Below are 15,609 nucleotides of genomic sequence, written 5' to 3'. Positions count from 1 at the left end.
ATACGTATACCGATTCAGTGTTTCGAAGCAAACAAGTTGACACCGATCGCACCACCAAGTGCCGAGGCAGCGATGTTAGCGACCAGAAACAGGTATTGATTGACGCCAGGCGTCTGATCCAGCCCGAGATATTGAAAAAAAATATTAAACAGACAATACGCCAGACCGGTGATGGTGCCGATCAAAAGTCCTTTTTCTTTTGATTTTGCCCCGGCAATGACCCCGCCGACAAACAGCGCAACAAGTGAAATCACAATCGGAAGAATGGACCCGTTTGATTCAGCAAATGATGTAAAGCGAAGCAGCGATGCGAGCAGAAATGCTGAAGCAAGGACAATCACAATCGCTGCGATCATGCCGTACGTAACGGCGCTCAGCCAATTTCTGGACATAGTGATCACCTCCAAATAAAAGGATTACAGGAAAAGCAGATCTTGTCGGCCGATGGACAGCACCCCAGCCTCCGAGTCACGTGCAGTCTCCGAATTCCTGATAATAAATCTTATTCGGACAAGTTCGCTTTCATGACCAATCCGATTCATGAAATCAATTCCTTTGCTCATAATAAATATATCGATTGAATTTATTTGAGAGGAGGATGAGCATGGGTACATCGGTCATTCGTATGGTCTGTCTGAGTTTAATGATTACGTTAGGGTTTCGCCATATCTTATCCAAAAAGATAGCGGAACTCAGCGCATTGCAGCAACTTTTGATTTTTGCAGCAGCCAATCTTTGTGCAGTTGCCGTTGCCTTTCCAGATCATCCGCTGCTGCCGATGCTTGTTCCATTAATCATCCTTCTGCTCATTGAGCACATGCGATTCTGGCCCACGTACCTTGCCCATTTTATTAAAGGTTCCGCTCCGATCAAAAAATCAGAACCACGGCCGCGCTCCTATGTGCCACCGAGAATCGGACTCTCGCTGATTGAGAATGGTAAAATACGACACGATCATTTAACAGAGATTGGAAAGACGCAGCTTTGGCTCAGACAAGAGTTGCGCAAGTTCGGTTACCGCAATATTCATCAAGTCAATTATTTGACAATGGACTCATTGGGCAATTTCTACATGGATTTAAAGAAATACTTGCGTTAAATTTAACCAAACCATTTGCCAATCAGCGGGAGCTGGCTCACTTGCTCCTTTTGCACGAGACCGAGAAAAGAAGCGAGTACTAAGTACAAGCTGCTGATCAAGGCGAGTAATGCGAGCGTTCTTGGAAGAAGCGACCAGGCAAGCAGGGCATGATGCGTCAAGATATTTGCTGCATAAGCAGTACAAGCGATCAGCAGAAACGTACGAATATAATCGCGAATAATCAATGAGAATCCGATTTTTTTAAACATCACGGCAGCATGTAAAACCGTTACAAGTACGACGTTGGTGCAGATGGCAAGCGCTGTTCCTTTTATGCCGTACTCAGGCCGGCAAGTTAGGAGAAACAGCATGATGGTTTTGACAACCGCTCCGATTAATGTGTTGTACATTGCAGCTTTAGCTAGATCAAGTGCCTGAAGTACAGCATGCATCGGTGCTTGAAAATAAAAAATCATGAAGAACGGCGACATCAGATAAAGAAATTGAGCGGATTCCGGCGAGCTGTAGATAATCGTCATGAGTGGTTCGGCAAAACAATACGTAACGACAACAGATAAACCACCGGTGACCATTGCAATGCGTAGCGCTTGATTCAGCCGATAATGGATCATACGAAAAGACTGGCGCGCGTAGGCTTCGCTAACCGCTGGAACCAGCGAAACATGCAGCGCATGCGTGATGAAGCTTGGCAGCAGAAGCAATGTCATCGCATAGCCGGTTAACTGCCCGTACAATTGCGTTGACTCTGCAATTGAATAGCCGGCAATGACTAAGGCATGAGAGACAATCATCGGTTCAAAGAAATTGCCAAGTGAAGAAATTAAGCGGCTGCCCATAGTTGGCAGACCGATCCGAAGCAGATCGCGTAATACTTCACGGGTGCCCTTCAGCGCTTTCGGTTGCGGCCGCTTTAACTTGATTCCTTCACCATGCTTAAATACATAGAGCATGTACAACAGTGAAGCACACTCACCCGCGGAGCCGGCAACCATTGCGCCTCCTGCTGCGTAAGCAACACCATAGGGCATTAAAAGGTTGGCAAGCGTGGCAACAAGCGAGATCCGCACCACCTGTTCCACAATCCCTGAGTAGGCATACGGTTTCATGTTGCGCATTCCTTGAAAATAACCACGCAGCACTGAGCTGACGGCAACAATTGGAATCACCGGTGTGATTGCAAGCAGCGGATAGACAACCCGCGTATCGGCGAACAGAAACTTGGCGGTGATTGGGATCAACAGCAGCATAGTTGCTGTGAGGACGACACTGATGACCCCGACAATCGCAAGCGACCAAACAAGTACCAGTTTGATCTTTCGGTAATTGCCGAAGGCTTGTGCTTCAGCGACTAATTTGGAAATGGCAACAGGGAGCCCTAACTCGGTTAGAGTCACCACAAGCAGCATGGCAGGAAACGCCATCATGAAGAGTCCGACGCCTTCATCGCCGATCACACGGGCCAGAACCATTCCGTTAATCATGCCGAGAATACGGGTGAAGAGTCCGGCTGTCATTAGTATAAAGGATCCTTTTAAGAATGATTGTCGTGTCATGATCGGACCTGCCTTTATGCAAATTGATGAATCTCCATAGTACGGGAAAAAGGATAAGTGCATACAACTTCTTATCTGCATGCGGTCTATGAGGAGTATATGCGAAGAAGATGGTCAAGCATGACAAGCCGTCTTCTTTTTTTCTAGGAAAGGGAAAAGAGCGGCAACTTCACACATTGTGTTTTTTATTGCTTCTTAAATATGCTATTATATGCATTATGGGAGGAATCGACATGCCGGATGAACGGAACGATATGGAAAAATGGCGGATCACAATTGAGCCTTTTTTGCGCAGCAAATTAAATGAATTTCATTTGCTCGGACTGAATCATTTGAAGATGGATGAATTCTGGCAATTTGTAAAAGAATCTCTGGAAAAAAAGAAAACGGACAAGCCTGAACGAATTCATGAAGTCGTTGCCGCAGTGATGGCACTGACCGTGAACGACTACATGAACAAATTGCGCGTCGATATGTTTAAAAACAGTTCAACAGATCTCGATCAGTCACTGTTTAAATAAGCAGCCGCGTAGGCAGGCGTTTTCCGTAAGAACCGGAGCTGGGATAAAAAGAAGGGAGCAGGCTTGAACAATGGTTAAAAAAGGACCGATTTTTTCCTTTTTTGCGCTATTGATTGTGTTGGGGATCATCATTGCTTTTTCAGTAAAACCCATCATACATAACGTGAATTTAGGACTTGATCTGAAAGGCGGATTCGAAGTACTCTATCAGGTCAAACCGCTTAAATCAGGTCAAAAAATTGACAGTGAAGCGATGAGCAATGCGGTCGCGTCGATTAATAAACGAATTAACGTACTTGGTGTCAGCGAACCGAATATTTCAATTGAAAATGGCAATCGAATTCGCGTTCAGCTCCCAGGGGTTAAAAATGAACAGCGCGCGCGGGAACTCTTGTCGACAACCGCAAAGTTGGAATTTCGTGATTACAAAGACCGACTGATGATGGACGGGTCCGACTTGGTTCCGGGCAAAGCGAAGGTTGCTTTTGACGATATGAACAAACCGAAAGTAACCCTCCAGTTAAAAGATCCATCTAAATTCGCTAGTGTCACAAAGAAAATCACCAGCTATTATCCAAATAACATGCTTGTCATTTGGATGGATTACCAAAAGGGTGACTCTTATGAAAAAGAAGCGGCCAAAAACAAGCATAAGTTTATTTCAGCGCCTTCCGTAAGCCAGGAGCTGAATACAGCGGATGTCGAAATCTCCGGTAATTTTACAGTGCAGGAAGCAAACGATCTGAAAGACTTGCTGAATTCCGGGTCATTGCCGGTGCGTCTTGTTGAAACCTATTCTACTTCGGTGGGGGCACAATTTGGACAAGATTCCATGAAAGAAACGATCTATGCCGGTGCAATCGCTGTTGCGGCGATCATGCTGTTCATGCTGTTGTTCTATCGGCTAGGCGGACTGATTGCCAGCCTGACGCTCGTCATCTATATGGCTGTCGTTATGGGCGTATTCGTCGGTATGCAGGCGGTGCTGACCTTGCCGGGAATTGCCGCGATGATCCTTGGTATCGGTATGGCTGTTGACGCCAACATCATTACACTTGAGCGAATAAAGGATGAATTGCGGGGTGGGAAGACCGTGCTTTCTGCTTTTAAAGCAGGGAACAAACGGTCACTGCCGACTGTTGTTGATGCCAACCTGACAACCATAATCGCCGCAGCGGTGCTGTTTATACTTGGTGTCAGCGCGGTGAAGGGCTTTGCCGTGATGCTGCTGATCAGTAATGTGGTTACTTTTGTGACTTCTGTTTACGGTGCCCGCATTTTGCTTGGCTTGCTGGTTCACAGTCATGCACTTGATAATCACCCTTGGCTGTTCGGTGTAAAGAGGAGTGATATCCGTGGATCAAAATGATAAGATGAACTACAAACATTACAATAAATTTTACGACCATTTGGATTTTATGAAGCAGCGAAATCTCTTTTTCACGATTTCCGCTGCGTTGATCATCCTGGGGATTGTTTCACTCTTTATATTTAAGTTGAACCTAGGTATCGATTTTTCAAGCGGGACACGGGTTGACGTGCAGAGCACGCAGCCGATTTCAGTAGAAAAAGTGGACAAGGCGTTTCGCGCAATGAACTATGACCCGGAGCGACCGGTGCTTTCTGGTACGCACAATAACATCGCGACCGTGCGCCTCAACAAAGAGTTGAATCATAATCAAATTGCTGAATTAAAGAGCAAAATTAAAGATCAGTTTGGTAGTGAACCGAACGTAAGCACCGTATCGCCTCAAGTAGGGCGTGATTTGGCGAAGAATGGTCTGTATGCCTTGATCATCGCCTCTGTTTTTATCATTATCTATGTATGGGTGCGCTTTGAATTTCTGCAAGGACTAACAGCAGTGCTGGCGCTGATTCATGATGCCTTTTTCATCGTGACCGTGTTCAGTCTGCTGCACATCGAAGTGGATATTTTGTTCATCTCAGCAATTTTGACCATTATTGGTTATTCCATTAACGACACGATTGTTACGTTTGACCGTGTACGTGAGAATATAAAAATGAGCAGAAAACGGCTGTACACAATCGAAGAATTTGGCGATATCGTAAATCTGAGTATTCGTGAGACGCTGACTCGATCACTGAACACTGTGATTACCGTGCTGATTCCGGTTGTTCTTCTTTTGATCTTTGGTAGCGAATCGATTCGCACGTTTACGATTGCCTTGTTTGTCGGACTGCTTTGTGGGGTCTATTCGTCCATCTGTATTGCTTGTCCGCTGTGGGCCGTGTTGAAAGTTAACTATTTGAAGCGACGCAAAAGAAGAAGAACGGTTTCAACACAGCCGCAAAATTAATGAAAAGAATGGGGGCGCGGCAAATGAAGAAACAGTGGAAGATCCTCTTGATCCTTATTTTCATCTTGATCATTGTTTTGTTTTCGATTGCTAATGTGGATTCAGTCAAGTTCAGCTTTTTATTTGGCAATGTACATCTGCCGCTAATTCTTGTCATTATCGGTTCGGTCCTGATTGGTGCTGTACTGATCGGTTTATTTACCTATCCGCCGATCTACAAACAGCGTCACCAGATCACAAAACTTGAGCGTGATCTAAGGCGGATGATTGAGCTGCATCCGGAGGATTCGGAACGCTTGAAGGTGAATCTGGGCAGCCAAGAAGCTGCAGCGAATGAAACACGTGCAGGAAATCGACGGTCAAAAAGATGATAAAAAATCCGGCTGAAGCGAGGAACCGGTTTGAATAAGGGAGGCGCTAAAGCGGGTGCTTGAATCAAACAATCGTTGGAAGATAAGAGAAGTAGATGAAGAAAAGGTGCAGCGGCTCTCTGAGTCGCTGCATATTTCTGTGATGACAGCACGTTTGCTTGTTGCTCGCGGCATCGAAGAATCAAAAGATGCCCAGCTTTTCTTGCATGAAGAAGAGATGAAATTCTATGATCCTATGAAAATGAAAGGGATGCGCGAGGCTACATCACGGATACAGCAAGCGATTGCTTCTGGGGAACGAATACGGACATTCGGCGATTACGATGCGGATGGTGTGACGTCAACGGCGATTTTGACGCGAGCGCTGCGCGCATGTGGGGCGGATGTCACTTCCTATATTCCTAATCGCTTTAAGGACGGCTATGGGCCGAATATCGGCGCTGTCCGGCAGGCAAAAAAGGATGGCATCACACTCATTGTCACTGTGGATTCTGGAATTGCTGCGTTTGATCCTGCAGAATGTGCCGGACGGATGGGGATTGATTACATCATCACCGATCACCATGAGCCGCCGGAACAGCTGCCTGAGGCATATGCCATCCTGAATCCAAAACAAACGGATTGCCCTTACCCGTTTAAGGGTTTGTCCGGAGCAGGCGTTGCCCTTAAATTGGCACAAGCCGTTTGCAACGCAGATGTCTTTGATAAGCAGTGGATTGCATTGGCTGCGATTGGTACAATCGCCGATCTTGTTCCGCTTATCGATGAAAACAGGCTGATTGCTGCTCAGGGATTGAGGAAAATCAACGAGGGATCGCTTCCCGGCATTGATGCACTGAAGGCAAAAGCGTCAGGCGCCGGTCCTGTCGACAGCGATGGGATCGGCTTTCAAATGGGCCCGCGATTAAATGCAGCCGGGCGAATGACGGATGCTGCAGAAGCACTTGAATTGCTCTTGTGTGAGGACATGGAGAAAGCGGTTATGCTGGCGGAACGGCTTGATGCATTGAATCAGCAGCGCCGGTCGATTGTCGATCAGATTGCTAAGGAAGCAGACCGACAAGCAGCAGCTTATATGGCTCAGGGCGGCAAAGCACTCGTTCTTTCAGGGGAAGACTGGCATCAAGGCGTTATTGGCATTGTCGCGTCTAAAATTGTCGGCAAGTATTATCGCCCGGTGATCATTCTCAGCATTGACAAAGAAACAGGGATTGCTAAGGGATCAGGCCGCAGCATCGAAGGATTTAATCTCTATGAAGGTCTGAAGGCATGCAGCAATCATTTGATTCAATTCGGCGGACACAAAATGGCGGCCGGACTGTCCCTTGCACAAACAGAGATTGATCATTTTCGTGCAGCATTTAACGAGCAAGCGAACCAGATGTTGCAGGCGCAGGACCTCATTCCGCAGCTGACGGTTGACGGTACAGCGAAAGTAGATGATCTTTCTGTCGAACTGATCGAAGAATTAGCGAAGCTGGCTCCGTTTGGAACCGACAATCCGAAACCGCTCTTCCTAATTCCACAAGCGCCACTGGCGAAACTCGCTACAGTTGGTCGCAATAAAGATCATCTCAAGCTGACGCTGAAAGGGAGCGAAAAGCAGCTCGAAGGAATCGGATTCGGCTTTGGTGAATGGATTCAGAAAATCGCACCCACGGATGAACTTGCTGCGGTTGGCGAACTGGGTATTAATGAGTGGAATGGATTCCGCAAAGCGCAGCTCATGATCCGAGATTTGCGTGTGGCAGGTGTGCAAGTGTATGATTGGCGTTCTTTGCGCGATCTTCAGGAGAAACTTCAGATGCTTCACGCAGAATCTGTGCCGCTGCTTACTTTTCAAGAAGACACAGCCGTCCATTTCCAGTTGGCCGACGTGATCCGCTATGAACCCGGCATGACACTCTCAGGGAATGTCGTTGCGTTATTAGACCTTCCCGATGATGAAGATCAGTTGTCTGCGTTCCTCAAGACGCATCCGCAGCTCAACCGCTTCTATTGCATTTTCTATCATTCTCGTGATCATTATTTCTCCGCATTTCCGGAACGCGATCACTTTGTTTGGTATTACGCACTGATCCGGCAGCGCCATCGCTTTGAACTGCGCAACATGATGCGGCAGATTGCCGGTTACAAGGGATGGAGCGAACAATCGATTTCTTTGATGACACAGGTGTTTTTTGAACTTGGTTTTGTTAAAATAGAGAAAGGCATTTTATCAGAAATCCCTTCACCTGTGAAAGCGCCGCTGACTTCCTCGGAACGCTATCGAAAGGAAAAAGCGCAGCGCGATTTGGAAGCACGGTTTTGTTATGCGCCGATCAGCGAAGTGAAACAGTGGCTGATTTTACAATTAAAACAGAACGAAAAGCAAGGCATCAAATGATAGATACACCAATGCGGCCTTTAAGAAATAAAACCGAATTGATCATTTATGGAAATGGAGCGCATGTCAGATGGATTATGCAAAGTATATTAAGTCGGTCATGGATTTTCCGACGAAGGGAATTAATTTTAGAGATATTACCTCGCTTCTTGAGGAAGGGCCGGTTTATCGGGCGGCGATTAACGATCTCGCTGCTTTTGCTGAAAGCAAGAATGCTGAAATTGTAGTCGGTCCTGAAGCACGTGGCTTTGTTATTGGCGGACCGGTGGCGTATTCTTTGGGAATCGGATTTGTACCGGTTCGTAAACCGGGCAAACTCCCACGTGAAGTGGCAACGGTTTCCTATAAGAAAGAATACGGTATTGACACGCTGTGTATTCACAAAGATTCGATCAAGCCGGGGCAGCGCGTCTTGGTAACCGATGATTTGCTGGCGACCGGTGGCACGATTGAAGCAACGATTCAGTTGGTGGAACAGCTTGGCGGCGTTGTTGTCGGGGTTGCCTTTTTGATTGAATTGACCGGACTTGGTGGCAGTAAGCTCCTTAAAGATTATGATGTTCTGTCGTTAATCAACTATTAAACGTATAATCGGAGTGCCTGACTTCAGGCACTCTCTTTTTCACAGAAGAGAATAATTGAGCGGACAGAGCGGGCAAGGTCTACTCGGTTTTTCTGAAAATAGGCACAAGTGGGGTTTCTCATCGCTCGCAAAGGGAACACTAGATAAGCAAATACTTTACAATCTTTATTGATTCTTTGATAATAGGTTTAACAGGTCTCGATGATTGGGAGGAAAGCCATCCATCGTCGGTCGTGATAACTGATTTGTTTGAATGATAATTATAAACTAATTGCTCTTATTCATTTGGGTTCAAAATGGAAATGAGGATCGGCATACAGGTGATGATACGATGACGATGGAAGAACTAATTCAGCAGGCATCGACCTACTTAGATGCAAAAGATATCGAAACAGTCAAAGAAGCTTACCGGTTTGCGGATGAGGCGCATAAGGGACAAGTCCGCAAATCGGGCGAACCCTATATCATTCACCCAATCGAAGTTGCCGGTATTCTCGTTCAGCTGAACATGGATGTGACGACAATCGTCAGCGGTTTCCTGCATGACGTTGTTGAAGACACACGGGTTACGCTCGATGATATACGCGTGAAATTCGGAGACAATGTCGCAGAACTTGTCGATGGTGTGACGAAGCTGAGAAACTTCGAATATACCTCGAAAGAAGATCAGCAGGCCGAAAATCACCGAAAAATGTTTGTGGCGATGGCACGTGATCTACGCTGCGTCATTGTAAAACTTGCCGATCGTTTGCATAACATGCGCACATTGAAGTACATGCGCCATGAAAAACAAATTCAAAAAGCGAATGAAACGCTTGAAATTTATGCGCCGCTCGCGAACCGGCTGGGAATTTCAGCGATTAAATGGGAACTGGAAGATATATCGCTCCGCTACTTGAAGCCGCAGCAATACTATAAGATTGTCAACTTGATGAAACAAAAACGCGAAGAACGCGAAGCGTATATTGCCAAAGTTGTTGAAGATCTCAAGGCTTACGTAAAATCCGTGCACATTCCTGCAGAAGTGTCCGGGCGGCCGAAACACATTTACAGCATTTATCGCAAAATGGTCAATCAGCATAAGCAGTTTAATGAAATCTATGATTTGTTTGCGGTACGTATTATTGTTAAAACGATCAAAGATTGTTATGCGATTCTGGGCATCATCCATACGCATTGGAAGCCAATGCCTGGACGTTTCAAGGATTATATTGCGATGCCAAAGCCGAATATGTACCAGTCGCTGCATACAACGGTCATCGGTCCGAAAGGTGACCCACTGGAAGTTCAGATTCGTACCGAAGAAATGCATGATGTAGCGGAATACGGAATCGCCGCACACTGGGCTTACAAGGAAGGCAAAGTTAAGAACATTAATAACAAATTTGAGGACAGGCTCACCTGGTTCCGCGAAATTCTGGAGTATCAGAATGAAACCGATGATGCCAAAGAGTTCATGGAAACGCTCAAAATGGACTTATTCTCAGACACGGTGTTCGTCTTTACTCCGAAGGGCGATGTTATCGAACTTCCGGTCGGGTCGGTGCCGATTGACTTTGCTTACCGTATTCATACCGAGATCGGCAACAAAACGGTCGGTGCGCGTGTCAATGGCAAAATGGTTCCGCTGGACTACAAGCTGAAAACCGGCGATATTGTTGAAGTCATGACCTCCAATCATTCGTACGGACCAAGCCGCGACTGGCTGAAAATTGCAAAGAGTTCGGCGGTGAAGAACAAGATCCGACAATGGTTTAAACGGCAGCAGCGTCAGGAAAATGTGGCACATGGTCGCGAGCTTCTGGAGAAAGAATGCCGCAGTCAGAATCTAAGCATTAAGGAAAATCTGACTGAAGAAAAGATCATGGAGGTTGCCAAAAAGTTTAACTTCTCCCATGAAAATGAGCTCTTCGCTGCAATCGGCTACAATGGCATCACCGCCAAACAAGTACTTACCCGTTTAACGGAAGATACGCGTAAGCCGACCGAGGCAGAAGATGCTGAGGAGAAGATGAAGCAGCTCTCCGAACCCAAACCAAATATGCAGAATCGTCGCAAGACCTCGCTTGGCGTGCGTGTCAAAGGGGTCGACAATCTGCTCGTTCGGTTGGCGCGCTGCTGCAATCCGGTACCTGGCGATGCGATCGTCGGGTACATTACGCGCGGTAGAGGGATCACGGTTCACCGGGTGGATTGTCCTAATATCAGTCATGAAGACGATCGACTCATGGATGTTGAATGGGAGAACAACGAGTCAAAGGCGAAAGAATACAATGTAGATATTGAAGTCACCGCCTATGACCGCAACGGACTGCTCAATGAAGTGTTGCAATGTGTCTCCGATTCACATACGGCCATTAACGGAATCTCCGGTCGTGCGGACAAAAATAAAGTGGCAACGATTCATATGACCATTGCCATTACCAATATCGATCATTTGTATCGCGTCGTTGAGAAAATTAAACGCATTCCCGATATTTATTCGGTTCGGCGCGTGATGCAATAAAAAGGATGAAGTGCCAATGAGAGTTGTGTTACAACGGGTTAAGCATGCAAAAGTAGATATCGACGGCCAAACGGTCGGTCAAATTGAAAAAGGCCTGCTGCTTCTGGTTGGAATTAAAACCGGCGACACTGAAGAGGATCTTCGTTATGTTGCCGATAAACTGACCGGGCTGCGCATTTTTGAAGATGAGAATGGAAAAATGAACGATTCGATTAAAGAAATTGGTGGCTCCGTGCTGTCCGTATCGCAGTTCACTCTGTATGGCAATACGTCAAAAGGAAGGCGGCCGAGCTTTATCGAGGCGGCACGTCCCGAGATCGCCGAACCGCTTTATCACGCGTTTAATGAAAAGCTCAGAGCGAATGGACTTCATGTCGAAACCGGCGTCTTCGGTGCCGATATGGCAGTATCCCTGGTTAATGACGGACCGGTCACATTGATTGTAGCGAGTAAGAACGAATAAAAGCAGTGTGTGTTTCATACTGCTGGGGACAAAAATTCGCGAAACCTTGACATTTTATTGGAAGATACGTACTATTAAAAGACGAACAAAACCAGTGACGAAGAGGTTTTTCGGATTAATCGGTCGAAAGAGAAGGCATGCCTGAGGCTGGAAGCATGCCGATCGTTCCCGGAAAATAGACACTTCGGAGGTGCTTTACTGAACATCCGATTCACTTTTTTTAATTGGTCAGTAGGAAAAGCCGTTTCCGGGCGTTAACCGGCTCTTGAGAGGAAGCATTTCAATGCTTTAAATGAGGGTGGCACCACGAAGCTAATTCGTCCCTTGTCTGTCGGCTCACCGATGGACAAGGGACTTTTTGTTTGTTCACATGCAGCATCCGTACTTTTAAGCAGAGAAAAATAAAGGATTATTAACATGAAAACAGTTAAAGGAGGAACATTCTGCAATGATACAAATTCCCCGCGGAACCTATGATGTATTGCCTGAAGATGCATTCAAGTGGCAGAAGATCGAAGCAGCAGCACGTGAAATCTGTGCGCGCTTTAACTACAAAGAATTACGGACGCCGTTATTCGAGTCAACCGCTTTATTCCAGCGTGGTGTCGGTGATACGACCGATATCGTCCAAAAAGAAATGTATTCGTTTAAAGATCGCGGCGGGCGTGAACTGACGCTGAGGCCTGAAGGCACCGCTTCTATCGTTAGGGCTTATGTTGAGAACAAGCTGTACGGCGATCCCAATCAGCCACAGAAACTTTATTACATAGGACCGATGTTCCGCTATGAACGTCCACAAGCCGGCCGTAACCGCCAGTTCACTCAGTTTGGCTGTGAAGCGCTTGGCTCTGCTGATCCGTCCATTGATGCAGAAGTTATTTCGCTCGCAATGACGTTTTATCAAACCCTTGGCTTGAAGAAATTGAAGCTTGTTTTGAACAGTCTCGGCGATCCGGAAAGCCGCAAAGCGCATCGTGATGCACTGATCGCCCACTTCAAGCCGTCTATCGGCGAATTTTGCGATGATTGCCAGCAGCGTCTTGAGAAGAATCCGCTGCGCATTCTCGACTGCAAAGCGGATCATAATCACCCACTGATGGCGACAGCTCCGTCAATCATTGATTATCTGAATGATGCGTCACGCGATTATTTCAACAAAGTGAAAGCCATCTTGGACGAGATGGGCATTGACTACGAACTCGATCCGACGCTTGTCCGTGGGTTGGATTACTATAACCATACAACCTTCGAAATTATGGGAGCTAGCCAAGGCGCAATCACAACCTTGATGGGCGGCGGCAGATACAATGGTTTGGTCAGCGAACTTGGCGGACCGGAAACACCGGGCATTGGCTTCGCACTCAGCATTGAGCGCTTGCTGCTTGCCCTTGAGGTTGAGGGCATCTCCCTGAATTCCGATCCTGCACTTGACGGTTTCGTCGTTGCGATCGGCGAAGCAGCCGAGCAAAAAACACCGGTGCTACTGAACCGATTGCGTTTGGCCGGACTGACCGCCGATAAAGACTATATTGGGCGTAAAGTCAAAGGCCAATTCAAACAAGCCGATCGCGATAAAGCGAAGTTCGTTGTCGTCATTGGCGATGAAGAGCTTGAACAAGAAAAGGCAGTGGTGAAGAACATGGCTGATGGATCTCAAGAAGCGGTCGCATTCAAAGACTTAACGGATTATCTTAAAGAAAAAATCTGATTTACTATAAATGGAGGGAACGACATGTATCGCAACGCAAATTGCGGTGAATTAACCGAGACATTCGCCGGTAAGAAAGTTACCTTGGCCGGATGGGTGCAAAAAAGAAGGGATCTTGGCGGAGTTATTTTTATCGATCTTCGCGACAGGTCAGGGATTGTCCAGATTGTCTTCAACCCACAAGTCTCACAAGAAGCTTGGAATAAAGCAGATAAACTGCGCAGCGAATATTGTGTCACCGTGACTGGTGAGGTCGTAAAACGCGATCCAGAAGCCGTGAACGAGAAAATCAAAACCGGTACGATTGAAGTAATGATCAACGAGATAACCTTGTTGAATAAATCGAAAACACCGCCGTTTCCGATTGAAGACGACATCGAGGCTTCTGAAGATATCCGTTTGAACTATCGCTATCTGGATCTGCGTCGTCCGGAAATGCTTGAAACGTTGAAAATCCGCAATAAGATTACCCATACATTGCGTGATTTTCTCGATGAAAACGACTTTCTTGATGTCGAAACCCCAATTTTGACCAAGAGCACTCCGGAAGGTGCACGTGATTATCTCGTGCCGAGCCGTGTACACCCGGGAGAGTTCTACGCGTTGCCGCAATCGCCGCAGCTGTTCAAACAGCTGCTGATGGCATCAGGAATCGAAAAGTACTATCAGATCGCACGCTGCTTCCGTGATGAAGACTTGCGTGCGGACCGTCAACCTGAATTTACGCAGGTCGACATGGAAATGTCCTTTTTTGAAGTCGACAAATTCCAGAACATGATTGAAGAAATGCTTGTACGTGTCATGAAGGAAGTCAAAGGCATTGACATTCCGCGTCCATTCAAACGGTTGACCTATGCCGAATCCATCGACCTGTACGGCAGTGACAAGCCGGACACACGATTCGGAATGACTTTAATCGACCTCACCGACATCGCTGCGGACAGCACGCTGAAGGTATTCAAGGAAGTACAGGAAAAGGGCGGCTTGGTTAAAGCAATCAATGCGAAGGGCGTTGCTGCACAGTTCTCGCGCAAACAAGTTGACGAAGACCTGCGCGCCGTGGTTTCCCCATACGGCGCAAAAGGACTTGCCTGGCTCAAGGTTGAGGAAGGCGGCATGAAAGGACCAATTGCCAAATTCTTTGATGAAGCACTGACGGCGCGGATTATTGAGCGCACGAACGCTGAACCGGGCGACTTACTGCTGTTTGTCGCAGACAAGAAGAAGATTGTTGCCGACAGTCTCGGAGCCCTGCGCCTGCATCTTGGCAAACTGCTGGGTCTGATTGACGAATCTGCCTACAACTTCTTATGGGTTACGCATTTCCCACTGCTTTCCTACAGCGAAGAAGAACACCGTTATGTCGCAGAGCATCATCCATTTACGATGCCGGTGCTTGAAGACCTCGATAAGATCGAGAGCGATCCGGGCAGTGTACGTGCACAATCCTTTGATATGGTACTTAATGGCTATGAACTTGGCAGCGGCTCGCAGCGTATCTCGGACCACGACCTGCAAGAAAAAATGTTTAAGGTACTTGGCTTTACGAAAGAACGTGCTGAAAAACAGTTCGGCTTTCTAATGAGCGCATTCGAATACGGCGTTCCGCCACATGGCGGCATGGCGCTTGGCATTGACCGGATTGTGATGCTGCTCGCCGGCCGTTCAAGTTTGCGCGACACGATCGCATTCCCGAAAACAGCCAGCGCGTCCGACCTGCTGACCAAAGCGCCAAGCGAGGTCAGTCTGGCTCAATTGGCCGAACTGCATCTCGATGTGGCCACCATCTTAAAATAAAGGTATCTTGAAGCACACGTTAAGATATGTTAAACTAAGTGCATAAGATAATTAAAAAAAATCCTGAAGTGTTAGTCTAAAGTCGTTATGTTTTGACCGAACATACTTTGATAGGGAGTCCGATTGTTCTCACTCGGAGCGCATGCCCGCATTCGGGACGCGCAAACTGTGGGACAGGACACCCACCTGCTTATAACTGCGGGTTTCAAATCTGCGGCTTTGCAACGGCACGTTCGGGATTTTTTGTTTTGGAAAAAATAAAAGCCGGAATAACGGATGTGATCCGTATTCCGGCTTTTTT

11 protein-coding genes, 1 other RNA gene, 1 pseudogene and 1 other annotated feature are annotated in these 15,609 nt (G+C 46.9%); of the genes and pseudogenes, 11 read left to right on the top strand and 2 right to left on the bottom strand.

The genetic code is table 11. From position 1 onward, the window contains the following. Nucleotides 1-14: 14 nt before the first annotated feature. Nucleotides 15-392 (bottom strand): TIGR04086 family membrane protein, encoded by a 378-nt coding sequence (locus SIN01_RS03430; protein WP_010024268.1) that lies wholly within the window; start codon nucleotides 390-392, stop codon nucleotides 15-17. Between the two features lie 212 nt (nucleotides 393-604). Here SIN01_RS03430 and SIN01_RS03425 point away from each other — a divergent pair, with 212 nt between their 5' ends. Next, complete coding sequence (locus SIN01_RS03425) at nucleotides 605-1,099, top strand: YetF domain-containing protein (protein ID WP_010024273.1); 495 nt, start codon at nucleotides 605-607, stop codon at nucleotides 1,097-1,099. 2 nt (nucleotides 1,100-1,101) lie between these two features. On the opposite strand, the gene spoVB is transcribed toward SIN01_RS03425, so the two are convergent. Beyond that, nucleotides 1,102-2,655: a stage V sporulation protein B gene (gene spoVB, locus SIN01_RS03420; protein WP_029548130.1), complete on the bottom strand. Its 1,554-nt coding sequence runs from the start codon at nucleotides 2,653-2,655 to the stop codon at nucleotides 1,102-1,104. Nucleotides 2,656-2,888: 233 nt separating this feature from the next. Between spoVB and SIN01_RS03415 the strand changes: the two genes are divergently transcribed. From SIN01_RS03415 to ssrS, 10 genes and pseudogenes are all read left to right on the top strand, one after another. Further along, the gene (locus SIN01_RS03415) at nucleotides 2,889-3,176 is read left to right on the top strand and encodes a post-transcriptional regulator (protein ID WP_010024275.1); all 288 of its coding nucleotides are present in this window, start codon (nucleotides 2,889-2,891) and stop codon (nucleotides 3,174-3,176) included. Nucleotides 3,177-3,246: 70 nt separating this feature from the next. After that, nucleotides 3,247-5,494, top strand: a pseudogene (secDF, locus tag SIN01_RS03410) (protein translocase subunit SecDF). 23 nt (nucleotides 5,495-5,517) lie between these two features. Next, nucleotides 5,518-5,865 (top strand): LapA family protein, encoded by a 348-nt coding sequence (locus tag SIN01_RS03405; RefSeq protein WP_010024276.1) that lies wholly within the window; start codon nucleotides 5,518-5,520, stop codon nucleotides 5,863-5,865. 55 nt (nucleotides 5,866-5,920) lie between these two features. Then, nucleotides 5,921-8,251, top strand: a complete 2,331-nt coding sequence (gene recJ / locus SIN01_RS03400; RefSeq protein WP_010024277.1) for a single-stranded-DNA-specific exonuclease RecJ — start codon at nucleotides 5,921-5,923, stop codon at nucleotides 8,249-8,251. Nucleotides 8,252-8,321: 70 nt separating this feature from the next. Then, nucleotides 8,322-8,834: an adenine phosphoribosyltransferase gene (locus tag SIN01_RS03395; protein ID WP_010024278.1), complete on the top strand. Its 513-nt coding sequence runs from the start codon at nucleotides 8,322-8,324 to the stop codon at nucleotides 8,832-8,834. Between the two features lie 331 nt (nucleotides 8,835-9,165). After that, entirely contained in the window at nucleotides 9,166-11,340 is a 2,175-nt protein-coding gene (locus SIN01_RS03390) for a RelA/SpoT family protein (protein WP_010024279.1), read from the top strand. A gap of 16 nt (nucleotides 11,341-11,356) precedes the next feature. Beyond that, a complete protein-coding gene (dtd, locus tag SIN01_RS03385) occupies nucleotides 11,357-11,803 on the top strand; it encodes a D-aminoacyl-tRNA deacylase (RefSeq protein ID WP_010024281.1) in 447 nt (148 codons plus the stop codon). An 85-nt stretch (nucleotides 11,804-11,888) separates the two neighbouring features. Next, nucleotides 11,889-12,131 (top strand) — a binding site (T-box leader). A 120-nt stretch (nucleotides 12,132-12,251) separates the two neighbouring features. Then, on the top strand, nucleotides 12,252-13,511 hold the full coding sequence (gene hisS, locus SIN01_RS03380; protein WP_010024282.1) for a histidine--tRNA ligase: 1,260 nt from the start codon (nucleotides 12,252-12,254) through the stop codon (nucleotides 13,509-13,511). Between the two features lie 24 nt (nucleotides 13,512-13,535). After that, nucleotides 13,536-15,308 (top strand): aspartate--tRNA ligase, encoded by a 1,773-nt coding sequence (gene aspS, locus SIN01_RS03375; RefSeq protein WP_010024284.1) that lies wholly within the window; start codon nucleotides 13,536-13,538, stop codon nucleotides 15,306-15,308. A 57-nt stretch (nucleotides 15,309-15,365) separates the two neighbouring features. Beyond that, nucleotides 15,366-15,552: non-coding RNA, 6S RNA (gene ssrS, locus SIN01_RS03370), on the top strand. The last annotated feature ends 57 nt before the right edge of the window (nucleotides 15,553-15,609 follow it).

This window comes from Sporolactobacillus inulinus (assembly GCF_006539285.1).
In the GTDB taxonomy this organism is placed as follows: domain Bacteria; phylum Bacillota; class Bacilli; order Bacillales; family Sporolactobacillaceae; genus Sporolactobacillus; species Sporolactobacillus inulinus.
This window is presented reverse-complemented; position numbering and strand designations above follow the sequence as displayed.